The sequence below is a fragment of the Phnomibacter sp. genome, assembly GCF_036803085.1.
Taxonomy (GTDB): Bacteria; Bacteroidota; Bacteroidia; order Chitinophagales; family Chitinophagaceae; genus Phnomibacter.
In genome coordinates this window covers 68,949-94,961 of record NZ_DAIRUZ010000010.1, presented here as the reverse complement: position 1 = coordinate 94,961, position 26,013 = coordinate 68,949, and the positions used below count along the sequence as shown (strand labels likewise).

The window sequence follows — 26,013 nt, the reverse complement described above, 5'->3', positions numbered from 1 at the left end:
CTGTCATCTGTCATCTCTTTTATGTACCAAGGTTGAAGGTTTCTCAACTCTTCTCCCCTTCCATTGGTAGCTGCCAAAGCGGCCCAGCCAGCCGGCAATAACCGTGTACACAATGTGGTGCAGTTGCAACACATGAAACCAGTTGAGCCATTGCTGCTGCTGAAAAAACTGCGCCACCGGAGCCAGAAATAAAAACTCCACCATGGTTTTGAGCACCAGTGCCAGGCCAAAGGCCAACAAGAGTTTGGGCATGGAGGCAATCAACCCAACGATTAAGGCCAACAGCAAGCTCACATTCAGCACATAAACCAGCAGCAACACAGCAATGATACGTTTGTCCTGATAGTATGCAGCCTTACTGGCCCAGCGGATGCGCTGCTGAAAAAAGGCTTTCCATGTAGGGCAAGGTTGAGTGTACACAATGGCATCGGTGCTTTTGAGCCAGCCCACAGCATCAGGATAGCGTTGCCAGATTTTGTGCATCAACAGCATATCATCGCCAGTAGGCAATGCGTCGATGCCGGCAAAACCACCCACTTCCTCGAAAGCTTTTTTACTGTACGCAATATTGGCGCCATTGCACATGGCATGAAACTTTTTGCTTACGCTGGCTGCTGTAATGCCCTGCAGGGTTAAAAAATCGAGCACCTGAAACACCTGCAATACCTGCTGCTGTTTGGCAATGTATTGAACCGGCGCTGCTATGAATTGCCAGCCCTTTGTTTCGTGGGCATGTACCAAAGTCATGAGCCAGTTGGGGCCCATGGCGCAATCGGCATCGGTGCATACAATGAGCTGTCCGGTAGCTTGTGCTATACCATGTTCTATGGCTCTCTTTTTGTGCGATTGTGCAGCTGGCGGCACGGCTACCACTTGCACAAATGCATGCTGGTGAGCAATACTGTTGGCAATAGCAGCCGTTTCATCTTCCGATGCATCATCAAGCACAATGATTTGTAATAAGCTGGCAGGAAACCTTTGCGCCACAAGGCTTTTGAGGCAGGAAGCAATATTGGCAGCTTCATTGCGGGCTGGCACTAATACAGTTACGGCAGTGATTGGTTGATAATCTTCAGGCACTTGCGGATACAAGGGCAACGACTGCCAGGCCGACTTGTACCACAGCACCAATGCCGCATACGCTACGGCCAATAAAATGATTGCATACCACCACCACATGGCTGCAAGATACGGGAGCAAATGCTGGCAAGCTGAAGGAGCTGCACTAACATAAAGGCATAAAAAAAACCTCCCGAAGGAGGCTGAGATTTTTTTGAAGCTTGGCTTACCAACGGCTCTTGTTGTAGGCAGGGCGTGCAGGACGCTCTTCACGAGGACGGGCTTCGTTTACACGGATAGCACGACCATCGGCCATAGCACCATTCAACTCAGCAATTGCTTTGTTAGCAGCAGCTGTGTCGGGCATTTCAACAAATCCAAAACCGCGGCTGCGGTTGGTGTCACGGTCAATTACAACACGTGCACTTGAAACTTCTCCGTAAGGAGTAAAAAATTCTCTCAGGTCTTCGTCTTGTACAGCGAAGCTCAGGTTCGAAACATAAATGTTCATCTGATTAGCAGATAAAAAATGAAAAAAATACTTGAGGCAAAGGCAAATAACGAGGGAGGCGATACTAACTAACCAGAACGGCTGAGCAGATAAGACTAACCTGAAAAAATGCAAATAACTCAAATTGACCGGGCAAAGGTAGGTGTATGAGTTTAGAATGGCTGTTAATGTTTTGTAACCCGGCTTTTGCGGAGTGCTCAAGTCAGGCCATAAAAGCTGGTTCATGAACAATTGGTGAAGGGCTGGGCGATGTGCAGGGCCCCGCTGCAGGCGGGGGTGCGTAGCCGCAGGCGAAGCACGGCACCCCGGAGCACCGCCAACCATAGCCGGGACATGCACCTGGCCGACAGCCCCAAAAAACATTCACTTTTTAGCGATTTGGATTTTTGAATGAACCGCCTATCTTTGAATAGTTGCATAAACAACTATATGTCAAACAACCAATTCAGAAGAGGCGAACTCTACTTTGTGATTACGGGTGTGGCCAACACTGCGCTGGCCCGCCGGCTGCAGCGCCATTTCAGAGACAATGGCATTGAGCTGACCGTGGAGCAATGGAGTGTGCTGGTACACCTGTGGAAGCAGGACAATGTGAGCCAGCAAGAGCTCTGCCACAAAACTTACCGCGATAAGCCGAGCATTACCCGACTGGTGGACAACCTCGAAAAAATGGGGCTGGTGGAACGCAAGGGTACGCCAGACGACCGCCGCATCAACCGCATTTGCCTTACCGATTTGGCCCGTGACATGCGGGACCGCACCATGGATTTGGCCAACCAAACCCTGCTGGAAGGGCTGGAAGGTGTGCCGCCAGAAGACATAGAAGTAACACGCCGGGTGCTGACCAAGGTGTATGAAAACCTGAATATGGTAGTGACCGGGAATTGAAAATGATGAATTAGGAATGTTTTTCTCAGCTACAATAAACAACGATCAAATCATAAAATCCGCTTTGCCATGAGTACCGAACTGAAGCCCACTGCCGCTGCCCTGAAGGGTGCAGAATGGCTGGTGAAAGAAACCAATCCCGCCGATGTGTTTATTCCGGAAGATTTTTCGGAAGAACAGCAAATGATTATGGATATGTGCCAGCAATTTCTGGATACAGAAGTGCTGCCGCACATTGACCGCATTGATAAAATGGAACCCGGCCTGATGCCAAGCCTGATGGACAAGGCCGGCGAACAAGGTCTGCTGGGCGTAAGTATACCCGAAGAGCTAGGCGGCTTGGGCAAGCCTTTTATTGAAAGCATGATTGTAGCCGAAGGCCTGGGTGGCGGCTATAGTTTTAGCGTGGCCATGGCGGCACATACCGGCATTGGCACTTTGCCCATTTTATACTTTGGTACCGATGCGCAAAAAGCCAAATACATACCCAAGCTGGCCAGTGGCGAGTGGAAAGGTGCTTATGGCCTGACCGAACCCAACAGCGGCAGCGATGCCCTGAGTGCCAAAACCGTAGCCAAGCTGAGTGACGATGGCCAGCATTATATTTTGAACGGCCAGAAATGCTGGATTACCAACGGCGGCTTTGCCGATGTGTACACTGTGTTTGCCAAAATTGATGGCGACAAATTCACCGCTTTTATAGTGGAGCGGGGCATGGAAGGATTTACCCAAGGCAGCGAAGAACACAAGATGGGTATCAAAGGTTCCTCTACTGTGCAGCTGTATTTTCAGGATTGTAAAGTGCCGGTAGAAAATGTGCTGGGCGAAATTGGTCGCGGTCATGTGATTGCCTTCAACATTTTGAACATTGGCCGACTGAAACTGGATGCTGCTGCACTGGGCGGCAGTAAGCGCAGCCTCGATATTACCATTCAATACGCCAATACCCGGGAGCAGTTTAAGCAACCCATCAGCAATTTTGGCGCTATTAAACACAAGCTGGCCGAAATGGCCATCCGCTGCTGGGCCGATGAAAGTGCGTTGTACCGCACCAGCAAGCTCATTCAGGATAAAGAACATGAACTGCAGGCTGCCGGCAAAAGCTTTGCCGAAGCATTGCTGGGCGCCGCAGAAGAATATGCCGTGGAATGTGCGGTGATGAAAGTGCATGGTAGCGAAACCCTCGACTTTGTGGTAGACGAAGGCGTACAGGTGCATGGTGGCAATGGCTTTAGTGATGAATATCCGATTAGCCGTGCTTACCGCGACAGCCGCATCAACCGCATTTACGAAGGGACGAACGAAATCAACCGCCTGCTGAGTGTAGACATGGTATTGAAACGTGCCCTCAAAGGCAAGTTAGACCTGATGACACCCGCCATGAATGTGATGAAAGAACTCATGAGCATTCCTGACTTTGGTGCTGAAGATGAAGGCCTTTTTGCCGCCGAAGTAAAAGCCATCCAAAACATGAAGAAAGCTATTTTGATGGTATCGGGCGGTGCCGTGCAAAAGCTAATGATGCAACTGGAACACGAACAGGAAGTGCTGATGCACATTGCCGATATGAGCATTGCCACTTACGTAGCAGAAAGCTGCCTGCTGCGGGTACAAAAACTGGCCAACCTACGTGGCGAAGCCGCAGTAGCATTGGATGCGGACATGATGCGCTGCTACCTCAACGATGCAGTTGATTTGGTAAACAAGCATGGCAAAGAAGCCATCAATGCCTTTGCCGATGGCGATGAACAACGCATGATGTTGTTGGGTTTGAAACGCTTTACCAAATACGGACCATTCAACAGCAAGGATGCCCGCCGTCGCATTGCCGACAAGCTCATCAGCGAAAACAAGTATTGCTTTTAGTCAATCAGATTTTAGTACACAGGCCGCCGGTTCTCCGGTGGCCTTTTTTGTATTTGCCCATTTGTGTAAAGTCATAAAGTGTATGGGTCCAAACGGTTAGATTTGGCACTCATCATTTTTAGTTTGACTATGACAATAGGAATACCAGCAGAAACATTTACGGGAGAATTGCGCAGCCCCATTATTCCTGCTGATGTAAAAAAACTAACCAGCCTTGGTGCAACGGTACTGGTAGAAAGTGGCATTGGCCAAGGCATACATACCAGCAATGACGCATACGTACAAGCAGGTGCCAGCATTGCCAACAGTAAACATGAAGTGTTGCAAGCAGACATGGTACTCCGGTTGCGCAAGCCTACGATAGAAGACATAGCACAACTAAAGTCAGGTTGTATTCATGTAAGCTATCTCGACCCTTTTAACGAGCATGAATTGCTGCAAGCTTTAGCCGCAAAAAATATTACGGCCATTTCCATGGAAATGATACCGCGAAGCACCCGTGCTCAAAAAATGGACAGCCTGAGTAGCCAGGCCAGTTTGGCGGGTTATGTAGCCGTGCTGCTGGCAGCAGAAAGAAGCAGCAAAGTGTTTCCCATGATGACCACACCGGCCGGCACCATCCAACCCAGCCGTGTATTTATTATTGGTGCTGGCGTTGCTGGCCTGCAGGCTATTGCAACCGCTAAAAGATTGGGTGCAAGGGTAGATGCATTTGATACAAGACCAGTGGTGGCCGAACAGGTAAAAAGCCTGGGCGCAAGATTTGTGGAAGTAGAGCTGGGCGAAACCGGCCAAACAAAAGATGGCTATGCCAAAGCTTTGACAGAAGAACAATTGCAAAAGCAACGGGAAGTAATGGCAAAGCAATGTGCTATGAGTGATGTGGTGGTAACAACGGCACAAGTATTTGGCCGTAAAGCACCCATTATTATTACAAAAGAAATGGTGGCAGGCATGAAACCCGGGAGCATTGTGGTAGACCTTGCGGTGGAAACCGGCGGCAATGTGGAAGGCGCTGTAGCAGGGGAAGAAGTAATGGTGAATGGCGTGAAAATTATTGGCCTTACCAATCTGCCGGGCAGGGTAGCCACACATGCCAGCCAAATGTATAGTGCTAACTTATACAACCTCGTAGATGAATTTTGGGATAAAGAAACCAAAGCGTTTACCCTTAACCTCGAAGACGATATTTTGAACAGTTGTGTAATGACACACGGTGGCGCAGTTCGCAAATCTTTGTAAATAAAACAGCTATTGATTACCTCATAAAAGCTATTTGTATGGAATCGACCATTCTCATTTTTCTCATTTTCATTTTAGTGTTGTCCATTTTTTTGGGTTTTGAAATCATCAGCAAAGTGCCTTCGCTATTGCATACACCACTCATGAGTGGTAGTAATGCCATTAGCGGCGTAACTGTAGTTGGTGCGTTGATTGCAGCAGGCCTTGCCAAAGGTGTTGGCGACAACGATGTGGCTGCCATATTAGGCGGCATTGCCATTTTTCTAGCCATGATTAATGTAGTGGGCGGCTACTTCGTAACCGACCGCATGCTCAACATGTTTAAGAAAAAGAAGTAGATAACCCATTGCTATTTACGCAGTGATATTTCTTCATACTAAGTATTTCATTCCATGAATATTTCTATCCTGATCAACATTGTATATATCCTTGCTGCCATTGCATTCATCCTGGGTTTTAAGCTGATGAGCAGCCCTGAGTCGGCCCGCAAAGGCAACCTTATTTCTGGCATTGGCATGTTGAGTGCCATCATCGTTACGCTGATGGATGCACAGGTACAGCGCTACGATTTCATACTGATTGGTTTACTGGCAGGCAGTGTTGTGGGACTAATTTTAGCCTACCGCACACCTATGACTGGTATGCCACAAATGGTGGGTTTACTCAATGGTTTTGGTGGCCTCGCCTCCTTTTTGGTAGCATGGGCCGAGTTTCATGCACACAAGCATCATTTAACAGCAGGCAGCGCCGCTATTATTTGGGTGGCAGCCATTATTGGTGCGGTTACATTTACCGGTTCGCTCATTGCCTGGGCCAAGCTCGAAGAAAAGTTTATCAGTGGCAAACCCATTACCTACAAAGGCCAACAGATCGTAACTACGATTGTAGTACTGGGCATGCTGGTGAGTGGGGCATTATTTGCCATGCAGGTGCAATCCGAAAATGGCTACCTCTACTTTGCAGCCTTTACTTTTTTCTCCATGGTATTAGGTGTATTGCTCACCATACCCATTGGTGGTGCAGATATGCCGGTAGTCATTTGCCTGCTCAATAGCTACAGTGGTATGGCAGCCTGCGCCAGTGGCTTCATCATTCAAAACAATCTGTTGATTGTAGCAGGTGCATTGGTGGGTGCCAGTGGTATTATTCTTACCCTCATTATGTGTAAGGCCATGAACCGCTCCATTGCTAATGTATTTTTAGGCGGCTTTGGTGCACCACCCAGTGGCAGCAGTGCCGAAGTGGTGGGCGAACTGAAAGAAGTAAAAGCCGACGATGCTTACCTGATGCTGGAAGCAGCCAATAAAGTAGTGATAGTGCCGGGCTACGGATTGGCCGTTAGCCAGGCACAACACGCCGTACGTGAACTGATGGAAGCTTTGGAAAAAAACGGTGCCGAAGTAAGCTTTGCTATACATCCTGTGGCAGGCCGTATGCCGGGCCACATGAATGTGCTGCTGGCCGAAGCCAATGTGAGCTACGATGCCATGGTGGAAATGGACAGCATCAACCCGCAAATGGAAAACGTGGATGTATGTATGATAATAGGTGCCAACGACGTAGTAAATCCTGCCGCTCAAGAAGATAAAAACAGCCCGCTGTGGGGCATGCCCATTATTGAAGCCTACAAAGCACGTACAGTAATTGTAATGAAACGAGGCAAGGGCAAAGGTTTTGCAGGGGTTGAAAATATTTTATTCTTCCGTAACAACTGCCGGATGTTATACGGCGATGCTAAAGCCAGTTTGCAAAACCTTATAGCCGCGTTTAAAGGAGCATGATTTTTTACTCAGCAGTGTTTGCAGCATGCATATTTGCTGTTGGCAATAAACCTGCTGATGCCTGCAATTGCTCATTGGTATGACAATTATCGCCATCGCAACAGGGCAATGCGTTGATGCCACAAACATTGCACTGATAATGACCGTGCACATGCACCAGTACCGAAGGCTGACCGCAAAACTGACATAGCTGCATGACCACAAAATAAAAACGCCGCATGAATCATGCGGCGTTTTGTATTCCACTAAAACTGGAACTGCTGTGGATAGCTTAGAAATCTTCTTCTTCAGAATACACCATGATTTGAACACGCCATTTTCCACTTGTTTCCAAATACATGCCTGCTTCTATTACTAAAAACTCAAAGCCTTTGGCAACGGGAGTTTTTGGAACTATGTAATAAATAGATGACTTGTCTTTTTCTTCAATCGGTAGTTTTTCTAAAACAACACCAGCTCGTGTTTTCATGATGTCAGCCACCAGGCTTGTGAGTTTTGCAAGAGCAGCTTGCTTGGTGCTATACCTGTCAAAAATGGATGTAAACTCCACGTGGTCATTAACAAAACCATCTGTCAAGAAATTGTTGTAGGAGCCGGCAAGATGAATCTTGCTTTCCCAATCTTTAAAAGTAGCATTGGGCTCACTGGTCTCCTTCCCTTTTATGTTATCGAAATTGCCGGGATATCCTTTGATAATTGTTTCAAACTGTGTTACAAAATTGCCTGTTGCTACCGTTTTACCTGCATTGGTGTTGGTATTACTTCCACTACCACCACCCAGCACTCCGGTAATAGGCTTGGTGCGGCCATCGTCACCACCATTACCAGTTCCACTACCACTGCCTGTTGCTTGCTTTACATTTACTGTGGCTTTTACTTTATCGCCCAGCGTTACAGCACTGCGGGCATACACCATGTAAATATCATTTTCACCACGGCAAGCTGCAGGCATGTGGCCATTTTTATTCATGGGTATCCACAGCAGTACTTTATCGGTACCAATATCTGCAATGTAGTAAGCTACAAAATTGATAAAGCCTTCGCGATAACTATTGCGGCCGGTAAATGTGCTAATGCCGGAAGGCCAGCCTGTTTCTACTGCTCTTTTCAAAATTTCATTACCAGCAGCTGTGCCATAAGTATTGCGCAGCAAGCTGGCAATACCACTTTCATCTTTTTCTAAATCGTATGTGGAGTAAAGCTGGCCGGGATCTTTAATTACTGTAGTACGGCTTCCACTACCGCTGCCTGTGCCGCCGCCAAGGGTTTTGGTACCCGTTCCCGCTGAGGAAGGTGGTCGTGTTTTTTGTCCAAGTGTAACCGCAGATTTTTTATACACCATGTATATGTCGAAGGGCAAACGGAGGTCGCTGTCTACATTTTGGTTTTCAGCTTTCGGCAACCAGAGCAATACTTTATCTGAACCTACATCAGCAATATAATAAGCCATGTATTGGGTAAATCTTTCCCGTTTGCCATCCCGCTTTGATAGCGTATTGATGTTTTCGGGCCAACCACTTTCATTAGACAGTTCCAAAATTTTATCTACCGTGCTGCTACCCCACTCACTGCGCCAGCGGGAAACATCATCAGCGTTGCTGCCTGCTAAATTGTAAGAAGAATATAAATCGCCTACCGTTACTATTTTGGTGTACTTACTGTTGCTGCTACCTGTGCCACCACCAAGGGTGCCGGTAGTAACGGGCTGCGTAGTGGTGCCTCCCGTTGTTGCACTTCCTTCTTTGTAGCCCGTCCATGTACGGGTGCTTTGGTCAAAAAACCAATACATGCCATTGGCATAGCCGCAGTTGAACTTTGTGTACAATGACACACCAGAAGGAATAGCTAGTTTTTGGCCTAATTGCCCACTCATGCCATACAACTCCACCATGCGGGTTGCAGTATTGACCACGCCAATTTCCTGACCGGTAATGCCCGTATAAAATACGGTGCTATTGTTGTAGTCATCTGCATCGAATGAACCCATGCCCGATTTTTTCCGCATTTCTTCCAGCGAAAGCGACTCTTTTACCTCTCCGCTGATGACGTCGTAGAAATAAATATCACGGCCATCAAAAAACAATACCTGGTTGAGCTTGGCAGCAAAGGTACCCACACTTTGCGGGTCGGGTTGCGAAGCATTTTCCATGATGATGCGATGATCGGTAGGGATTCCGTTTCCATCAAGGGTATATTCAAACCACCCATTTTCGCCATAGGCATTGCCCTGCAACTTGGCCTTGCGGGTATTGAACCACAAACCACGTACATCGGCAAGCGACTCCACCTGCCCGCCACTTACCAGATACCCTTGTTCATTAAACACACATAATGGGTACGTTGTATTACCGGCCATGGCCGCATAGTACTTTTTGTTGACCGTATGAAAGGCAATGGCTGCTCCGTTGGAACCACCATCGCCCTGCATTTTCAGCTGCATTACTTTTTGCAGCGATTTGGTTTGCTGCGCCATAGCATGGCCGGCCAGCATCAATAAAACAAGGGTTAAAAAGCGAAGGCGCATATCAAGATCAATTTTAGACATGAAGGTGAATGATTGCACAATGTAACCCAATACCCGTACATGGGTATTCTCAAATATTGGCTGATGTGTGGAGGATGTGCTGGGTTGAGTGGCTGTCGGGCAATATTTTTTCGCAGTATCTTTCCGCTACAAAATCTCATCATCATGATTACTACCACTACCAACAGTATAGAAGGTCGTCCAATTCAACAATATATTGGCATTGTAAGTGCAGAAACCATTATTGGCGCCAATATATTCAAAGATTTGTTTGCGGGCATCCGCGATATCGTAGGAGGCCGCAGCGGCACTTACGAAAGAGTAATACAAGAAGCCAAAGCCACCGCTATGAACGAACTTACCGGCAAGGCCCAAGCCATGGGCGCCAATGCCGTAGTGGGTGTAGACCTCGATTTTGAAACCATTGGCAGCGGCGGCAGCATGCTCATGGTGGTGGCTACGGGTACAGCGGTGAGAATTTGATAGCTACGGAAGAGGAAAAAATGGAATAAGAAATAAAGAATAAGGAACCAGTAATATGGAAGGAAAATGGCCGCCGTTTAAGTGATGCGCAGCGAAGAAAAAAGCATCATTGCTCGTCCCCGACTCTGCCTGGGATGCATTGGTAAAGCAACTTCTGTCGGCCATTTCAAAAGCTTTCTTGCTCCAATCTTTCAACAAATAAAACAGCCAGCAAAACAATTGCTGGCTGTTTGTATATCTATTCCTTGCGGTGCAACTTGTGAACCTGTGAACTTTCAAACTCGTCAACCTTTTACATCCCCTGCATTCAGCGTTTGCCACAGCAAATCTTTCAACTCAGTAAGGCCTTGCTGCAATACAGAACTGATAAACACCAGCGGGTATTCTGATGGCATTTCGGCACGAATGGCGGCTTTCAATTCATCATCCAGCATATCGCTTTTACTAATGGCAATTACGAAATCTTTTTGCAACATTTCGGGGTTGTACTCTTCCAGTTCGTTCAACAAAATTTCGAATTCTTTGCGGTGGTCCTTGCTATCGGCAGGTATTAAAAACAGCAACACAGAGTTGCGTTCTATATGGCGCAAAAAGCGGTGGCCCAAGCCTTTACCTTCCGCAGCACCTTCAATAATACCGGGCAAATCGGCTATGCAAAATGAGCGGTTGTCGCGGTAAGGCACCATGCCCAACTGCGGCGTAATGGTGGTAAAAGCGTAGTCGGCAATTTTTGGTTTGGCAGCGGTAATAACGCTCAGAAGCGTACTCTTACCAGCATTGGGAAAACCTACCAAACCTACATCTGCCAGCACTTTCAGCTCCAGATATTTCCAGCCTTCTACGCCATCTTCGCCGGGCTGAGCATACTCAGGTGCCTGGTTGGTAGCCGTTGCAAAATGCTTGTTGCCCAAGCCACCACGACCACCTTTCAGCCAAATTTCTTGTTGTCCGTCGTGTAAAATTTCAATTTCCTTTTCACCGGTTTCTTCGTCGAAGGCTACGGTACCCAATGGCACTTCAATAATAATATCCTGACCATCGGCACCGGTACACAGGTTTTTATCGCCCCCTACACCATCGCTGGCAATCACGTTTTTATAATAGCGCAGGTGAAGCAATGTCCACAGCTGGGCATTGCCCCGCAAAATAATGTGGCCGCCGCGGCCGCCATCGCCGCCATCCGGACCGGCTTTGGGGTTGAATTTGGTGCGGGCAAAGTGCCGGCTCCCGGCGCCGCCGTGTCCGCTTTTGCAAAACACCCGGATGTAATCAATAAAGTTTGTTTTTTCCATGAAGGGGCCAAAGGTCGTACATTTTTTGCCGACGCCCCAAGTTGGCCTGTTTCCAGGCAATCCTTACATCGTTTAAACAGGCATTTCCTGTATTTTTTCCTGTAGCAACTCCCACATCTTTTTCGCATCAGCTGTATCAAAATGCTGGTGTTGCAACTTGCGGATTCCCATTTGCGACAGCTCCATGTGCAACTGTGGCACTAACCCCTGCTGTGCCAAACAAGCACGGGCACAAGCCAGTGCACAGCCATCAATGACTACCAATGGCCTGCCGCTACGAGCCTTGTGTACCAAGGGTTTCACGCCAGCCCCTACACCGGCTATGCACGACATTTCGGCAAGCTCCTCCCTATCGGCACGAAGTGCTAAATGATTGGCCAGCTGTGCGGCACTACTACAGCCAGAACAGGAATAAATGATGGGTTGTACCATTTGCTTGTCTTTCATGATGCGTCGTTTTTTGTCATTTCGCAGTCAAATAAAAGTATTAATTTACTTTTATTAAAAGTTTAGGGTAGTTTTGTTTTTGCAAACACAAAGCACTCATAAAAACAACTCAACCATGGCGAAGCAAGAACTGGATGTAACCCAACTGGAACCCAAATTGAAACACCCAACCATTTTTGATCGTTTTGCCCTGTTGGCACCGGGCGAAACTTTGCTGATACATAATGACCACGACCCCAAACCGCTCTATTACCAAATGCTGGGCGAACTGGGTAATGTTTTTCATTGGCAATATCTGGAAGAAGGCCCCGATTGGTGGCGGGTAAACATTACCCGCAGGGCCTTGGCCGAAGGCGAATCAACGCTGGGAGAAATAGCCGCCAAGGATTTGCGCAAAGCACAGGTGTTTGCCCGCAATGGCATCGACTTTTGCTGTGGTGGTAAAAAAACCTTGCAGGAAGCCTGCGCCGAAAAAGGGCTGGACATGATGCGCATAGAAAAGGAACTGGAGCAAGCCGAACAATTGCCTGCACAACGAGCACTGCCCTATCATGAGTGGTCGCTGGATTTGCTGGCCGATTACATTGTGCAAACGCACCACAGCTTTATGCGCCAATCGCTACCGCAGCTGGTAAGCCTTTCGCAAAAAGTAGCAGCTGTACATGGTGCCCATCATCCTGAATTGCTGGAAGTAGCCGCACTGGTAACTGCCACCGATACCGAACTGGCTGGCCATTTGATTAAAGAAGAACGAGTGCTTTTCCCCTATGTAAAAGCATTGGTGAAAGCCAGCCGCAGCGATGCTCCTGCTCAAGCTTCTGTATTCGACAGTGTGCAACAACCTGTGAACATGATGGAAATGGAACACGAAGTGGTGGGTGGATACCTGGCCAAACTACGCAGCATTACCAACAACTATTCTTTGCCTGCAGATGCCTGCAACTCGTACAAATTGCTGTACGACCAACTGGAAGCTTTTGAAGCCGACACGCATTTGCATGTACACCTCGAAAACAACATTTTATTTCCAAAAGCAGTGCAGCTGGAACAAAGCCTGACTGCTGCATAAATACAAGCAGTATGGAATCAAAAGCCGTTGTACCTCAACCACTAAAGCGCCATGCGGCGCTTCAGTCTTACTCTCGTGATCATCATTTTGGTTTGCTGCTGGTGTGGAAACTGCGCAAAGGTTGCCGCAAAGGCATTGCAGCCAAACGCATGCAAGATTATTTGCTGTGTAGTTTGCAGGCAGAACTGTTGCCGCATTTCAGAGATGAAGAACAGTTTTTGCTAACGCATTTACCCGCAGGTGATGACTATGCCAACCGCACATGGCAAGAGCATGCAGCACTGGAACAGTTAGCAGCCAGTTGGACCACAGCAGCTGCTACGCATGAGGACTTGCTTCGCTTTGCCGACCTGCTGGAGGCGCATATCCGTTTTGAAGAACGGGGCTTATTCAGCTATCTGCAATTGCAGTTGGATGCAGCCACGCTGCAGCAACTGGAAGCCATTGACCGAACCGCCAGAGAAGATGTTGACAGCCAATGGTCAGATTTGTTTTGGCTCGATAATCAAAAAAAATAAATACATGAGCACAACCATTGAGTATACCGAAACAACCGTCATCAACAATGCGGCCGAATGGGTGGCGCTTGATGTACGCAGTGTATTAGCCGGCGGTACGGATCCTTTGCAACTGATACAAAAAACTATACGAGAACTTAGCCCAACACAGGGGTTGGCACTTACAGCTCCGTTTGTGCCCACACCACTGGTGCAGTTGCTGAGCAAGCAAGGCTTTGCAGCACACAGCCACCGCTATGCCCCCGATGAAGTAACCACCTGGTTTTGGCGGCCAGTGGAAGCAGTTGATGCAGCAGTAACCAGCAAGCACAACGGTGAAACAAACCGGGAAAGCATTCAAGAAAGATTTGGCACAAATATGCAAACGATAGATGTTCGTGGATTGCCCATGCCACAGCCCATGTTGCAAATACTGGCTGCTGTAGAAAAGTTGCCAGCAGATACAGCTTTAAAAGTGCTGCACCAACGGATACCGGTGTATTTGCTACCTGAGCTGGCTGCCCGGAATATTGGCTACGCCATCAGCGAAACGACGGATAACGGAATTGAATTGCTGCTGTACAAAATGTAACCATGCCGCAATCGCAACCACATACTGCCCCCCTGTTTGTATTACCGTTTTATGGATATGCTGCAATTTCTCTACTGGTATCATTAGGCTTGTTGTGGTGGTCGGTACCTAACCTCGATGGTCATTTTTTTCAACCCAAATTATTGGGCATTGTACACCTGATGGCATTGGGCTGGGGCACCATGATGATACTCGGTGCCAGCCATCAATTGCTGCCTGTGTTGCTTGGCAATGCATTGTACAGCCACAAACTGGCAATGAGTAGTTTTGTACTGGCAGCATTGGGTATTCCTTTCTTAGTGGTTCGCTTTCTGCAATTTCAAATGGATGTATGGGCTTTGGCTGGCGCTGCGGGCATCATCTTTGCCATCATTGCCTTCTTCATCAATTTGCTGCAAAGCATGCGGCAGCAACCACAAAAGGATGTACATATTTGGTTTATGCTGGCAGCTACCATTTGGTTGTTGCTAACCATGCTGTTGGGCTGGTTGTTGTTGTATAATTTTTCGCATCCCATTTTACCCAACAATTCATTGCACTACCTGAGCCTGCATGCACATATAGGATTGGCTGGTTGGTTTTTATTACTTGTTATGGGTGTGGGTTCAAGATTGATACCCATGTTTTTAATAGCACAGGTAAACGACAACAAAACACTATGGCACATATTCATTGTAATGAATGCATCGCTATTGTTGTTTGTATTTGTGTTTTGCCTGGCAATGCCTTTACCCTGGTTGGTAGTACCCTTCGCCGGCATCGTTTTTTCCATGCTGCTGTTTGCCAACTATATACGCCACGCATACCGGCTACGGGTAAGAAAAAGCATTGATACCCCAATGAAACTTTCACTGGTAAGTGTGTTGTTGATGCTGCTGCCATCGCTGCTACTGGCGGCGGTGTTGCTGCTGCAAACAACGGCATCCGGCGCAGCCATCACCAGTTTGGTAAAACTGTACGGCTTCTTACTATTTTTCGGATGGTTGAGCACCCTCATCATCGGCATGACGTTTAAAACCCTGCCGTTTATAGTATGGAGCCAGCATTACAGCAAAGCAGCAACTACAAAGCAGCACATCAACCCGAACGATTTGGTGCAACATACAACAGTAAAATATATGATGCTCTTGTATGTAACCGGCTTGTTGCTGTTTGCATGTAGCATGTTGCTGCAAATACTGTGGGGCTTGCACCTTGCAGCAGCCATCATGCTGGTGGCAGGAGTGCTGTATACCTGGCTTGTGTATCAAATGATTGCTCACCAACCTGCAAAATGATATGTACGCCATCACTACCAACCGACCCGATTACTGCGCCCAAGCAGTGGAGCAACTTTACTCCGTACTCGATCCGGAAATGGGAGTGAGTGTGATTGATTTAGGATTGATAGAACAAATAGATGTGGATGTGGCAGCGCAAAAAATATATTGCCGGATGACGCTCACTACTGCTTTTTGCCCATTGGGTGAAGCCATTACCAATCGGGTACAGCAGGCGCTGCAAGAAACCTTTCCGAACTTCAGTGCAGCAGTAACGCTGGACTTCGACAGCCGCTGGACACCCGACCGCATCAGCGAAGCCGGTAAATCCATTTTGGATCGATAAATTGTGCCCCTATGTTGAGCATTACTTGTAAAGCCGCTATCAAAGCCGTGTTGTATTTAGCCAGCCATGTGGCAGGCCCACAACGCTTTGGCATGGTGGAAGTAGCAGCCGCCATTGATGAAAACGAACATACCGTTGGCAAGCTTTTGCAAAAGCTGGTGAAGGCCAACATCATTCACAGCGCCAAAGGACCCAATGGCGGCTTTTACATTACTGATGTGCAATTGGCGCAGCCAATTATTCGCATAGTACACGCCATAGATGGAGAAGAATTGTTTACAGCATGTGGTCTTGGATTGAGCCAATGTTCGCACCTTCACCCCTGCCCCATCCATAACGATTATAAAAAAGTTCGGGATGGATTTGAGCAACTCTGCCGCCAAAAAACGATTGCAGATTTATGCAAACCTGTTACGGATGGCGATGCTTTTTTAGTGAGCTAAATCAATCGGCATTGTTGCCCACCACACGTGGTATCAGATAAAGTTGCTTTTGCCGTCCGTTGATGTATCGAAAACCCGACTGATCGAAATAACCATCTTCTTCGAGCATGATGCGAATGTTCTTTTTCCACGAAGGAATATCTGATGAACTATTGAGTTCGATACTGTAAGCGGTGTTGTAATACAATGGATAATCGCCGCTACCGGGCACACCATTTTGCATATCCCACATGCCAATGGTGGGGCCCGCAGCATGACCATGCAAGCCCAACGGATGCGTGTAAATGCTGGCTACAATGCCTTCTGCCTTTGCCTGATCCAAAGCGCCTTTTAAGATTTGATTGCCCGTTCTGCCGAGCACAAACTGACTGGTTAAAATATCCTGCAGGCGATTGCTTTGGGCAAAGGCTTTTTGCAAATCGGCTGGCGCATTTTTCTCGCCGGGCTTCAACACGTAAGCATGTTGTTGAATATCTGTATTGAGGCGCAGGTAAGTAATGCCAATGTCTACATGCAGCAAATCGCCGGGGCGAATGAGGTCTTCTTTAGGCCTATCGCTGAAAGCCCGCAGGTGTTCGAAACTGTTGCTATCACTGCGTTGTACCGCTACACTGGTATGAAACCAGGTATCCAAACCCAAGTCGCGGATTTTTTGCCGGAACCACCACACCACATCGTCGGTAGTAGTAACGCCGGGTGTAATTACTTTTTCAGAAAAACCTTCTTCAATGATTTTATGCGTCATGTTGACGAGCTGCGTGTAGTACTGCATTTCCCGTTCGGTACGGGTTTCTAACCACGCCACACCCAGTGGTTCTGCACTCACCACTTTGCTCTTGAATGCTGCAGGCAGCTTTTGCATAAATTGGTCATAGTGCGTATGATCAATACCATCGGCATGGCCATAGTCTTTGGATGTATTTAAGCCAATCTTTTTCGGATTACGGGTGGTGATGATGTTCATCAATGCATCCCACTGATCGGGGAAGCGCTGCATGTCCCAATTGGCTTTGATGTTTTCGCCCACATTGTAGCGGGCAATGGCCATCTTCTCCAACTGCTTCGTGGCAGGGTTGAGGTAAAACACCAGCATGGTAGTACGCCTTGCACTCAGCCAGGTAGCAGGCAGCATGGTTTTCAATATGGGGTCTTCATTGTACTCCCGGCTAATAATCACCCACATATCAATACCTGTTCGTTGCATGAGCTGCGGCAGCAGGTTGTTGATTCTGTCGGCAGTAATTTCATCGGTTACACGAGCCTGCTCTCTGAGTGGCAATACTTGTGCGTTGCTCATTAAAAAGCAACAAAAGAATATGGAGAAAAGAAAAGGCTTCATATTAAAAAAAGACAGTTTCGTGAAAAATGAATGCCGCCAATCAATCATAAGTCGGCATTAGCACATTGGCAAATTAGCTCATTAGCTCATTGATTTTATTTTCTCCCAGTTCTCAAACAACAGTTCTTGTGCAGGCCGATTGGAAGGCAGTGCTGTTAAAGGTTCGCAGGGTGTAGCGTCGGCATACATCTCTGCCGGCAGTTGCTGATAGAGTTGTGTACCCTTCGTTTTCCACGCCAACATCTCGTCTGAAACTTGCCTGATGATTTTACCTGGATTACCCACCACCAAACTCCGATCCGGTATTTGCTCTCCTTCGCGAATGAAGGTGAGGGCACCAACAATGCAACCTTCACCAAGAACCACATTGTCCATCACTACCGCATTCATGCCTATCAAACAGTTGGCACCAATTTGTGCACCGTGAATAACTGCTCCATGCCCGATATGAGCACCGGCTCTCAACAATACTGTTTTACCGGGAAACATATGAATGGTACAGTTTTCCTGCACATTGCAACCATCTTCGAGAATGATGCCGCCCCAATCGCCACGCAACGCTGCACCCGGCCCGATGTAGCAATTTTTACCAATGATGACATTGCCTGTAACCACTGCCTGCGGATGTACAAAACTGGAAGGATGTACCACTGGAACAAAACCTTTGAATGCGTAAAACATACAACTAAAATAAGTGAATTGTACCCAGCGAAGCCGGATATTGAATCAGTGATTCTTCGTACATTTCTTTTATTGAACAGTTTATTTCTTTTTTACCGATGTACGAACATAAACGACAACCACTTGCCAGCCGAAAAGTTTTTCTCAGCCGTATTTGGCGCAATATGGTTTGGTGTTTGGCAATACTCTTAGTGAGTTTATTCATTGGCACAGTTGGCTTTCGATTCACTACTACCAATGCCTATAGTTGGATGGATTGCTTTCACAATGCAGCTATGTTGCTCAGTGGAATGGGGCCTGTAATTGTTGACTTTCCGAGTAACTATGGCAAGTTGTTTTCTTCATTGTATGCTTTGTACAGCGGCATCACGCTGCTTACCAGTGTGAGTTTGTTACTAGCTCCTGTAGCACATCGGTTTTTTCATCAATTGCATGTAGAAGAATCTTAAGCCCTAAGCATTTCCGGCCAGGTCTTCGGGTTCTATCCATCGCTTTTCGCTGCGGTAATAAGTGCCTTTAAACAAAGCAATGCGTACCGCATCCTGGTTGATGATTTCTGCAGTGTACACCCCCAGCTTTTTGCCCAGCGATTCTTCCTTACAAGTGCAGGTAATGGAATCGCCGGGTTGCAAGGCTTTGAACTGATTGACGGATGTTTCAACGGACACGGCTTTACGACCATGTGCATTCACCGCAAAAGAGCAGCAGCTATCCCCCAATGAAAAAGCAATGCCACCATGCGCAATGGAAAAACCGTTGCACATATCTTCTGTTACCAGCATTTGTAACTGGCAGTAGCCGGGCATTATATCCACCACTTTGATGCCGAGCCAACGACTGAAAGCATCGTTGTTCAGCATCATGTCTACAATCAGGTCGGCCTGTTCGGGATTGCTACTCATTCGCCGGTAAAGTTTGGTGTACGTTTTTCGAGAAATGCGGCTACGCCTTCTTTGAAATCGGCAGTAGCGGCAGCCCGCTGTTGCAACTTGTCTTCATTTTCCAACTGCTCTTTAAAGGTATGTGCGAAAGACCAACGCAGTGCCAGCTTCGTCATGCCCAAGGCCTTGGTAGGCATGGCCGACAAACGTTCGGCCAACTGCCACGAGGAAGTGGCAAACTGCTCGTCTTCGAATACTTTATAAACCATGCCTATGCGTTCGGCTTCGGCTGCAGGCACTTTATCGCCAAGCATCATAAGGGCAGTTGCTTTTTGCCAACCCACCAATCGGGGCAGCATAAACGTGCCGCCACTATCGGGTATAAGGCCAATGCCGGAAAATGCCTGTATAAAAGAAGCCGATTGCGCAGCTACAACAATATCGCAGCACAAAGCAATGTTGGCGCCGGCACCTGCAGCCACACCATTAACCGCAGCTACCACGGGTTTTTCCAACCATTTTATTTTGGATACAATAGGGTTGTAATGCTCACTCAAAATGCGGTTCATACCCGGCCCGTTGGGGTCGGTTACTTCGGCCAAATCTTGCCCGGCACAAAATGCTTTGCCATTGCCCGTGATGTATACGGCACGAATGTCTTGCGCCCTGGCACACTCATCGAGCACTTCCTGCATTTGCAAGGCCATTTCGCGGTTGAAGGCATTGAATTTTGCCGGCCGGTTCAGCGTAATTTTTCCAACGTTTCCTATACGTTCAAATACAATGGGCATTTCCATATTCTCACTACTGATTTAAGATAACGAACGTGATAAATATACAGCCTTCGACATGCACTACTCAGTGACACTTAAAATGATCAAAAGGCTCAAGACATTCATTGCAGGTATAAAAAGCCTTGCAGGCAGTGCTGCTGAATGCACTCACCAAATGCGTGTTGCTGCTGCCACACCTGGGGCATAGCACAACTGTATTTTCCAGCAATGCTCCATCTATACTTTTACCCACAGGTGGCGCTATGCCGTATTGCCGCAGTTTTTTTTTGGCAGTGTCCGTCATCCAATCTGTGGTCCATGCAGGTGACAGCACTTGCGTAATGCGAACATTACTGATGCCGTTTTCCAATAACGTCATGCGTATTTGTGCCCGAATCATATCGGTAGCGGGGCAGCCCGAGTAGGTAGGTGTAATCAACACTTCCCACTCCCCCGTTGCTTCCTGCCACTGGACACCCCGCAGCATGCCCATTTCAGCAATGGTGAGCACCGGTATTTCCGGATCGACCACTGTTTGCAGCAAGGCAGTCAATGATTCGTATGTAACAGACGGTTTGATGTTTGTTGTTTTTTGTTTGTGGTTTGTGGTTTGTGGTTTGTGGTTCTAAAACTAAGATGGTCTCACCTTCTGCTCATAAATTCAATTTATAGAACGCTTTATTCCCCCTTTAGGGGGCTAGGGGGTTGCTAAAAAATCACCACTCACTATTCGGATAAGCCCGTTGCAAATACTGCATCTCTGCCAGCAGATAGCCCAGGTATTCGGTATGACGGCCATGCAGGCCACCGGTTTGAAAAGCCCCCTCCCGGCCTCCCCCTGCGGGGGAGGAGATGGTAGCCTCAGCAAGTGTTTGCTGCACTTCGCTCATCCAGTTTTTTTTGATAGCGGCATAGTCTACCCAGCCTTGTTCATACGGCGGCACTTCAAACAGTTCGCCGGTAAATGGCCAACAAGCCTGCAATGCCTGCTGCATGCGTTGATGGCTTTCTGTTGTACCATCGCCGAGGCGCAATATCCATTCGCGGCTCCACCGCAGGTGATAGGTTACTTCCTTCAAACTTTTTGCAGCAATACCCTGTACTTCTTCATCAGTGCATTGCTGCAACTGCTGCATCAATGCGTGTTGGTAGGCACTAAAGAAAAACACCTTGCACACGGTAAACGCCCAATCGCGGCCCGAAGGCATCGCATTCGGCAATTCCACCAGCAGGTGATTCTTGAATTCATGTTCCAACCGCAGCATGGCAAGGCTGTCTTCTGTGGCGCCATCCCCCATTATGTTGGCCGCATATTGATACCACATGCGGGATTGCCCCAGGTAGTCCAGCGCAATATTGGTGAGGGCAATATCCTGCTCCAGCACTGGCCCATGGCCGGTCCATTCGCTCAGTCTTTGACTCATCACCAACGCATCATCTGCCAAGTGCAACAAGTATTCTTTCATTGTTTCGTTCTTAAACTCCCCTTTAGGGGTTGGGGGTTACATGTGCTTCACCTCATCCGGCAAATCATAGAAAGTAGGATGCCGGTACACTTTATCACTGGCGGGGTCGTACAAGCTGTCGGCCTCATCGGGATTGCTGGCGTGGATGTGTTTGCTCTCCACCACCCATATGCTCACCCCTTCCATGCGGCGGGTGTATACATCCCGTGCATTTTCGATGGCCATTTGTGCATCGGCTGCATGCAGGCTGCCCACATGCTTGTGATCGAGGCCCTGTTTGCTGCGGATGAAGATTTCCCAGAGCGGCCATTCGTTGGCATTTGCTTTCGATTCCTGCTGACCGCCAGCGGCTTCTCTGTCGCCGTAATCGCCGTACCTGTTCATCTTAATTGTATGGTCCATATTAAATGATGATTTATGAATGATGAATTATGAATGCTTGGCAGCATCCAAACGACTTTTCACTGTTTTAACTGAAGCAACGAAAATGGATAGCAATTCATTGGACTCTTTCGTAATGGGCGATAGATCTGTTTTGTCAGTTATAATATTGGACTCGTCAATCATTTCCAACCAAAACAAAGTCTCATCTGCTTCTTCAATAACCGTTTCCATTTTGGAAATAAAATCCTTATCACTCTTAGCACGGCAAGCAGCCCGATAATTTGCTACCACGGAAGTTGCAGACCTTATAATCTGATCAGTAAACGTCCAACCTACCCTGTTATGCGGCAACTGCTCTGCAAGTTTGATAATTGATAATGCAAACTTCTTTGTGCGTTGTTTCAGGTCATCTCCCTTCATGCGATTCCTTTGAATTTTAATTCATCATTCTTAATTCATAAATCATCATTCCGCATTCCTCATTCCGCATTCCTCATTCCTCAAGCCACTTCCTTTTTCAAACGCACTTTATTGGCGTAGGCTTTCGCCGCCTCCCGCACCCAAGCCCCATCATCCCAGGCCTTGCGTCTTGCATCCAACCGTTGCTGGTTGCAGGGGCCGTTGCCTTTCAACACCTGCCAAAACTCATCCCAGTTGATGGCGCCAAAATCGTAATGCTGCCGCTCCTCGTTCCAACGCAGGTCGGGGTCGGGCAGCGTCATGCCCAGCAGTTTGATTTGCTCTGCTATCATGTCTACAAAACGCTGGCGCAGTTCATCGTTGGTAAAACGTTTGATTTTCCATTGCATGCTTTGCTGCGTGTTGGGGCTTTCATCATCGGGCGGACCAAACATCATAAGACTTGGCCACCACCAGCGGTTGATGGCATCCTGACACATGGCTTTTTGCGCATCGGTGCCCTTGCTCAGTACCAGCAGTATTTCAAAGCCCTGGCGCTGGTGAAAACTTTCCTCTTTGCACACCCGTATCATGGCGCGGCTGTAGGGGCCGTAGCTGGTGCGGCACAGCGGCACCTGGTTCATTATGGCGGCGCCATCTACCAGCCAGCCAATGGCACCCATATCGGCCCAGCTCAGCGTGGGGTAGTTAAAAATGGAAGAGTATTTTGCTTTGCCCGTATGCAGCTGCGTGATCATTTCATCGCGGCTGATGCCCAGCGTTTCGGCGGCGCTGTACAGGTACAGGCCGTGGCCCGCTTCGTCCTGCACTTTGGCCATGAGGATGGCTTTGCGCTTGAGGCTCGGGGCACGGGTTATCCAGTTGCCTTCGGGCAGCATGCCCACTATTTCGCTGTGGGCGTGTTGGCTTATCTGGCGGACGAGCGTTTGCCGGTATGCCGGCGGCATCCAGTCTTTCGGTTCAATTTTAATGTCACGGTCAATCTTCTCCTGAAACCGTGCTTCCAAGGGAGCAATGGCCATAGCAATCCGTTTAGTGGCCGTAAAAATACAGGGATTGCCGTCAAAAACTAACGCTTGTTAGTTTTTGGGAACACTTTGGGGGCTGTGGGCTACCACAAAATGGCAGCTGTGGTTCGGTGCCTTTTGGCTCCGCTGCGCTGCGGTGCCGGCCAAAAGCGCCGGCACTACCCGCCAGTCATCCGCAGCCCATCAGCAGGGGTGCAGGCAGCAGCCATTGAGCCCGCCGTTGTTGGTCAGCGACTAACAACAGCAGCAACATATCTATGTGCAATACGATCAAGAGCAATAAGATACCCGCCAGCGGGTAGTTATTTGACATACTTGTTAGCCTATTTTTGGTATTAAAAAAACACACATGCTTAAACTCAATTTTATCTGTCTCAGCATTTTCCTGTTTTTTACCGTTGTTGACACAAAAGCACAGCCGGCAGCACCCATAAAAGTGATAAATCCCGTAGCCTTCAAGTATAAACTCAGCGATTACAACTTAAAGGGGAAAGTCAAAAAATTATCGGAATACGATGCTTCAGGTTCTGTTTCAGAAGAATATGAATTTGACACGGCGGGTCTGTTAAAAAAAATTACCAACTATTCTCCTGCAGGCACAACAGTACTCGTATATAATTTCAAAAAGCGTGAAATAACAGTAATCCAAAACAACGCTTCGTTTAAGGGGACCTATAGCTATGCTTTAAATGAAGCAGGCTTTATCACCAGCAGAACGGGCGGCCTTGGCGGGAATGAAACATACAGCTACGATTCAAAGATGCTGCTCACTTCAAGTAAAAATAGCATGTACGGCACTTCCCGATATGAATACAATGCAGAAGGGCAACTGATAAAACAATATTACTATTCAGGAAACGGAGACATGGCAGGAATGTATACCTACAGCTACCGGCAGGATGATAAAAAGAATCAGATTGTTCTTTTTCAATCAGACGAGGATGGTGAAATCACGAACAAGCTGATCTATTACAGCGAGAAGCATGTTTTGATTCGTGAGACCAGTGTTTCAGCCGACAAGACCTACACCGACAGAACACTATACACAAATGATGCTACCGGAAACTGGATAACCAAAAATTCATCAAGTGAATCAAAACAACCAAATGGAGAAATGAAAAAAGGGACAAACTGGGTAATAAAAAGAACGATTGAATACTATTGACAGCCGGTAAAGAGCGGTTCAAATCCAATAAGTTTTTTTTGATTTTCACGTCCTGGTTCGTGGCACACGAACCGGCATACATGCGTTGTTGGTCAGCGATCAACAACGGCAGCAACCCTTTTTGTGAACGTTTTTTTATTTCCAAACAAAACGTTCACACATTTTTCGTTCACCGTTTTGTGGAAGAAAATTTTTTTTCAAAAAAAACGTACACACTTTTTTCGTTCACAGATTTGTGAACGTTTTGTTTTGTTGATTTTTTTTGTTCACCTTTTTTTTCGCTACATGTTTCGTGTGCCACGAAACATGGCGGAGGGATTTATCACAAAACCTGTAAACTTTTTTTAGGACGAGTCATTAGCAAGCACCCACATATACAGTTTTCCGCATATCTGACTATCTTTCTACAAACATCTTACCCATGCCCATCTTCATGGACCTCCACATTGTACCCGGCGTGAATGCCAAAGACGTAGCCGATGCCCACAGCATGGATGTACTCATGGAGAAAGAACACAGCTGCAAATGCCTCACTTATTGGATTGATGAACTGCGTGGCCATGTGTTTTGCCTTATTGATGCACCCAACCAGGAAAGTGTGATAGAACTACACAACCGTGCTCACGGTTTGGTACCGCACAAAATAGTGGAAGTTGAGCCCAACCTTGTGTACTCTTTTCTGGGCCGCATTACCGACCCCGACAATGCACAGGTATCCGACAAGGGGCTCATCATTCTCGACGACACCTCCTACCGCATTTTGCTCTGTGCACAAATCTGTGATACGGTACTGTTGCAGCAAGCCGTTGGTGCCGATGCTGCCGCCACTCTTAGCGCCGGTTTTTACAAAACCATCCGCCAAATTGCACTGCAGCACCACGGCCGCGAAGTCATCCGCGAAGGGCAGGAATACCTCGCCTCTTTTGTAGCCGCCACCGATGCATTTGCCGCAGCCTGTGCCATGCAGCAGGCGCTTGGCACTCATAGTCCGCTGCAATGGAAACTGAGCATTCATGCCGGCGAACCCATCATGCAAACCGATGCGTTGTTTGGCGATACGGTAACCATGCTGCGCCGCATGAACCTGATGGCACAACCGGGTTTTGTGCAACTCACCAATACGGTAAAAGTGCTGCTCAGCAGCAATCAGCTGGCAAGCATGCAAAGCCACCTGCAGCTCTTTGCGCCGCAAGATGAGCCCTTCATTACCCAACTGTTTGATGTGCTGCAAGAGCACTATGCCGAAGAGCATTTCGACATCGAACAATTTGCACAAGCCATGGCCATGAGCAGCACACAACTCTACCGCAAAACACAGGCGTTGTGGCAGGTATCACCCAACGCCTTGCTCAAAGAGTTTCGCTTGCAGCAGGCACTCGCCATGCTGCGTACGAAAGATGCTTCCATTGCGCAAATCAGTTATGCCACCGGCTTTTCAAGCCCGTCGTATTTCACGAAGTGTTTCAAAAACCGCTTCCACATGTTGCCGTTGCAATACACCGATATGGCCAATCAATAGCCGGTTGAATTTTACCATTCTTTGCAAGAAAATTGATAGTGCCGCATAGCGGGCTGTT

At 47.7% G+C, this 26,013-nt stretch carries 29 protein-coding genes and 1 pseudogene; 15 read left to right on the top strand and 15 right to left on the bottom strand.

Annotation, left to right across the window (positions count from 1 at the left end; translation table 11 throughout):
* Nucleotides 1-3: 3 nt before the first annotated feature.
* Together V7Q13_RS16805 and V7Q13_RS16800 are read right to left on the bottom strand one after the other, a co-directional pair.
* On the bottom strand, nucleotides 4-1,179 hold the full coding sequence (locus V7Q13_RS16805; protein ID WP_333801828.1) for a glycosyltransferase: 1,176 nt from the start codon (nucleotides 1,177-1,179) through the stop codon (nucleotides 4-6).
* Nucleotides 1,180-1,285: 106 nt separating this feature from the next.
* Complete coding sequence (locus V7Q13_RS16800) at nucleotides 1,286-1,570, bottom strand: RNA recognition motif domain-containing protein (protein WP_333801827.1); 285 nt, start codon at nucleotides 1,568-1,570, stop codon at nucleotides 1,286-1,288.
* A 429-nt stretch (nucleotides 1,571-1,999) separates the two neighbouring features.
* On the opposite strand from V7Q13_RS16800, the gene V7Q13_RS16795 reads away from it, so the two are divergent.
* From V7Q13_RS16795 to V7Q13_RS16775, 5 genes are all read left to right on the top strand, one after another.
* Nucleotides 2,000-2,458: a MarR family winged helix-turn-helix transcriptional regulator gene (locus V7Q13_RS16795; RefSeq protein ID WP_333801826.1), complete on the top strand. Its 459-nt coding sequence runs from the start codon at nucleotides 2,000-2,002 to the stop codon at nucleotides 2,456-2,458.
* Between the two features lie 69 nt (nucleotides 2,459-2,527).
* A complete protein-coding gene (locus V7Q13_RS16790; protein WP_333801825.1) occupies nucleotides 2,528-4,324 on the top strand; it encodes an acyl-CoA dehydrogenase family protein in 1,797 nt (598 codons plus the stop codon).
* A gap of 129 nt (nucleotides 4,325-4,453) precedes the next feature.
* Complete coding sequence (locus tag V7Q13_RS16785; RefSeq protein ID WP_333801824.1) at nucleotides 4,454-5,566, top strand: Re/Si-specific NAD(P)(+) transhydrogenase subunit alpha; 1,113 nt, start codon at nucleotides 4,454-4,456, stop codon at nucleotides 5,564-5,566.
* A gap of 38 nt (nucleotides 5,567-5,604) precedes the next feature.
* Complete coding sequence (locus tag V7Q13_RS16780) at nucleotides 5,605-5,904, top strand: NAD(P) transhydrogenase subunit alpha (RefSeq protein ID WP_333801823.1); 300 nt, start codon at nucleotides 5,605-5,607, stop codon at nucleotides 5,902-5,904.
* A gap of 54 nt (nucleotides 5,905-5,958) precedes the next feature.
* Nucleotides 5,959-7,347, top strand: coding sequence for an NAD(P)(+) transhydrogenase (Re/Si-specific) subunit beta (locus V7Q13_RS16775; RefSeq protein ID WP_333801822.1), 1,389 nt, complete (start codon nucleotides 5,959-5,961; stop codon nucleotides 7,345-7,347).
* A gap of 4 nt (nucleotides 7,348-7,351) precedes the next feature.
* Here the strand turns inward: V7Q13_RS16775 and V7Q13_RS16770 are convergent, their stop codons facing one another.
* Together V7Q13_RS16770 and V7Q13_RS16765 are read right to left on the bottom strand one after the other, a co-directional pair.
* Entirely contained in the window at nucleotides 7,352-7,567 is a 216-nt protein-coding gene (locus V7Q13_RS16770; RefSeq protein ID WP_333801821.1) for a hypothetical protein, read from the bottom strand.
* 51 nt (nucleotides 7,568-7,618) lie between these two features.
* Nucleotides 7,619-9,892: a hypothetical protein gene (locus V7Q13_RS16765; protein WP_333801820.1), complete on the bottom strand. Its 2,274-nt coding sequence runs from the start codon at nucleotides 9,890-9,892 to the stop codon at nucleotides 7,619-7,621.
* A gap of 144 nt (nucleotides 9,893-10,036) precedes the next feature.
* On the opposite strand from V7Q13_RS16765, the gene V7Q13_RS16760 reads away from it, so the two are divergent.
* The gene (locus V7Q13_RS16760) at nucleotides 10,037-10,354 is read left to right on the top strand and encodes a heavy metal-binding domain-containing protein (RefSeq protein WP_157480649.1); all 318 of its coding nucleotides are present in this window, start codon (nucleotides 10,037-10,039) and stop codon (nucleotides 10,352-10,354) included.
* 284 nt (nucleotides 10,355-10,638) lie between these two features.
* Here the strand turns inward: V7Q13_RS16760 and obgE are convergent, their stop codons facing one another.
* Both obgE and V7Q13_RS16750 read right to left on the bottom strand, forming a co-directional pair.
* Nucleotides 10,639-11,646 carry a GTPase ObgE gene (obgE, locus tag V7Q13_RS16755; RefSeq protein WP_333801819.1) on the bottom strand — a complete coding sequence of 336 codons (1,008 nt, stop codon included), beginning with the start codon at nucleotides 11,644-11,646 and terminating at the stop codon, nucleotides 10,639-10,641.
* A gap of 72 nt (nucleotides 11,647-11,718) precedes the next feature.
* Nucleotides 11,719-12,093: a putative zinc-binding protein gene (locus V7Q13_RS16750; RefSeq protein WP_333801818.1), complete on the bottom strand. Its 375-nt coding sequence runs from the start codon at nucleotides 12,091-12,093 to the stop codon at nucleotides 11,719-11,721.
* Between the two features lie 115 nt (nucleotides 12,094-12,208).
* Between V7Q13_RS16750 and ric the strand changes: the two genes are divergently transcribed.
* The 6 genes from ric to V7Q13_RS16720 are packed head-to-tail and all read left to right on the top strand — an operon-like array spanning nucleotide 12,209 to nucleotide 16,299.
* A complete protein-coding gene (gene ric / locus V7Q13_RS16745; RefSeq protein WP_333801817.1) occupies nucleotides 12,209-13,162 on the top strand; it encodes an iron-sulfur cluster repair di-iron protein in 954 nt (317 codons plus the stop codon).
* 11 nt (nucleotides 13,163-13,173) lie between these two features.
* Nucleotides 13,174-13,680, top strand: coding sequence for a hemerythrin domain-containing protein (locus tag V7Q13_RS16740; protein ID WP_333801816.1), 507 nt, complete (start codon nucleotides 13,174-13,176; stop codon nucleotides 13,678-13,680).
* A gap of 4 nt (nucleotides 13,681-13,684) precedes the next feature.
* A complete protein-coding gene (locus V7Q13_RS16735; RefSeq protein WP_197428869.1) occupies nucleotides 13,685-14,251 on the top strand; it encodes a DUF2249 domain-containing protein in 567 nt (188 codons plus the stop codon).
* 2 nt (nucleotides 14,252-14,253) lie between these two features.
* On the top strand, nucleotides 14,254-15,528 hold the full coding sequence (locus V7Q13_RS16730) for a cytochrome C oxidase subunit I (protein ID WP_333801815.1): 1,275 nt from the start codon (nucleotides 14,254-14,256) through the stop codon (nucleotides 15,526-15,528).
* A gap of 1 nt (nucleotide 15,529) precedes the next feature.
* Entirely contained in the window at nucleotides 15,530-15,856 is a 327-nt protein-coding gene (locus tag V7Q13_RS16725; RefSeq protein ID WP_333801814.1) for a metal-sulfur cluster assembly factor, read from the top strand.
* A gap of 11 nt (nucleotides 15,857-15,867) precedes the next feature.
* Nucleotides 15,868-16,299, top strand: a complete 432-nt coding sequence (locus tag V7Q13_RS16720; RefSeq protein ID WP_333801813.1) for an RrF2 family transcriptional regulator — start codon at nucleotides 15,868-15,870, stop codon at nucleotides 16,297-16,299.
* Nucleotide 16,300: 1 nt separating this feature from the next.
* Here V7Q13_RS16720 and V7Q13_RS16715 read toward each other — a convergent pair whose 3' ends face one another.
* Both V7Q13_RS16715 and V7Q13_RS16710 read right to left on the bottom strand, forming a co-directional pair.
* The gene (locus tag V7Q13_RS16715) at nucleotides 16,301-17,596 is read right to left on the bottom strand and encodes a M24 family metallopeptidase (protein ID WP_333801812.1); all 1,296 of its coding nucleotides are present in this window, start codon (nucleotides 17,594-17,596) and stop codon (nucleotides 16,301-16,303) included.
* A 123-nt stretch (nucleotides 17,597-17,719) separates the two neighbouring features.
* Nucleotides 17,720-18,319, bottom strand: coding sequence for an acyltransferase (locus tag V7Q13_RS16710; protein ID WP_333801811.1), 600 nt, complete (start codon nucleotides 18,317-18,319; stop codon nucleotides 17,720-17,722).
* A gap of 176 nt (nucleotides 18,320-18,495) precedes the next feature.
* On the opposite strand from V7Q13_RS16710, the gene V7Q13_RS16705 reads away from it, so the two are divergent.
* Nucleotides 18,496-18,768 carry a hypothetical protein gene (locus V7Q13_RS16705; protein ID WP_333801810.1) on the top strand — a complete coding sequence of 91 codons (273 nt, stop codon included), beginning with the start codon at nucleotides 18,496-18,498 and terminating at the stop codon, nucleotides 18,766-18,768.
* 3 nt (nucleotides 18,769-18,771) lie between these two features.
* On the opposite strand, the gene V7Q13_RS16700 is transcribed toward V7Q13_RS16705, so the two are convergent.
* The 7 genes and pseudogenes from V7Q13_RS16700 to paaA form a co-directional block, all read right to left on the bottom strand.
* Nucleotides 18,772-19,221: a PaaI family thioesterase gene (locus tag V7Q13_RS16700; protein WP_333801809.1), complete on the bottom strand. Its 450-nt coding sequence runs from the start codon at nucleotides 19,219-19,221 to the stop codon at nucleotides 18,772-18,774.
* The gene (locus V7Q13_RS16695) at nucleotides 19,218-19,997 is read right to left on the bottom strand and encodes an enoyl-CoA hydratase-related protein (protein WP_333801808.1); all 780 of its coding nucleotides are present in this window, start codon (nucleotides 19,995-19,997) and stop codon (nucleotides 19,218-19,220) included. The genes V7Q13_RS16700 and V7Q13_RS16695 overlap by 4 nt, the downstream gene beginning before the upstream one ends.
* A 61-nt stretch (nucleotides 19,998-20,058) precedes the next feature.
* Nucleotides 20,059-20,526 (bottom strand): 1,2-phenylacetyl-CoA epoxidase subunit PaaD, encoded by a 468-nt coding sequence (gene paaD, locus V7Q13_RS16690; protein ID WP_333801807.1) that lies wholly within the window; start codon nucleotides 20,524-20,526, stop codon nucleotides 20,059-20,061.
* Nucleotides 20,527-20,689: 163 nt separating this feature from the next.
* A pseudogene (gene paaC, locus V7Q13_RS16685) lies at nucleotides 20,690-21,442 on the bottom strand (1,2-phenylacetyl-CoA epoxidase subunit PaaC); the annotation flags it as partial.
* A gap of 33 nt (nucleotides 21,443-21,475) precedes the next feature.
* Nucleotides 21,476-21,841 carry a 1,2-phenylacetyl-CoA epoxidase subunit PaaB gene (paaB, locus tag V7Q13_RS16680; protein ID WP_442958266.1) on the bottom strand — a complete coding sequence of 122 codons (366 nt, stop codon included), beginning with the start codon at nucleotides 21,839-21,841 and terminating at the stop codon, nucleotides 21,476-21,478.
* A 27-nt stretch (nucleotides 21,842-21,868) separates the two neighbouring features.
* Nucleotides 21,869-22,243, bottom strand: coding sequence for a four helix bundle protein (locus tag V7Q13_RS16675; protein ID WP_333801806.1), 375 nt, complete (start codon nucleotides 22,241-22,243; stop codon nucleotides 21,869-21,871).
* A gap of 80 nt (nucleotides 22,244-22,323) precedes the next feature.
* Nucleotides 22,324-23,265, bottom strand: coding sequence for a 1,2-phenylacetyl-CoA epoxidase subunit PaaA (gene paaA / locus V7Q13_RS16670; RefSeq protein WP_333801805.1), 942 nt, complete (start codon nucleotides 23,263-23,265; stop codon nucleotides 22,324-22,326).
* Between the two features lie 355 nt (nucleotides 23,266-23,620).
* On the opposite strand from paaA, the gene V7Q13_RS16665 reads away from it, so the two are divergent.
* Nucleotides 23,621-24,436, top strand: coding sequence for a hypothetical protein (locus V7Q13_RS16665; protein ID WP_333801804.1), 816 nt, complete (start codon nucleotides 23,621-23,623; stop codon nucleotides 24,434-24,436).
* A gap of 421 nt (nucleotides 24,437-24,857) precedes the next feature.
* Nucleotides 24,858-25,955: a nickel-binding protein gene (locus V7Q13_RS16660; protein ID WP_333801803.1), complete on the top strand. Its 1,098-nt coding sequence runs from the start codon at nucleotides 24,858-24,860 to the stop codon at nucleotides 25,953-25,955.
* Nucleotides 25,956-26,013 lie beyond the last annotated feature (58 nt).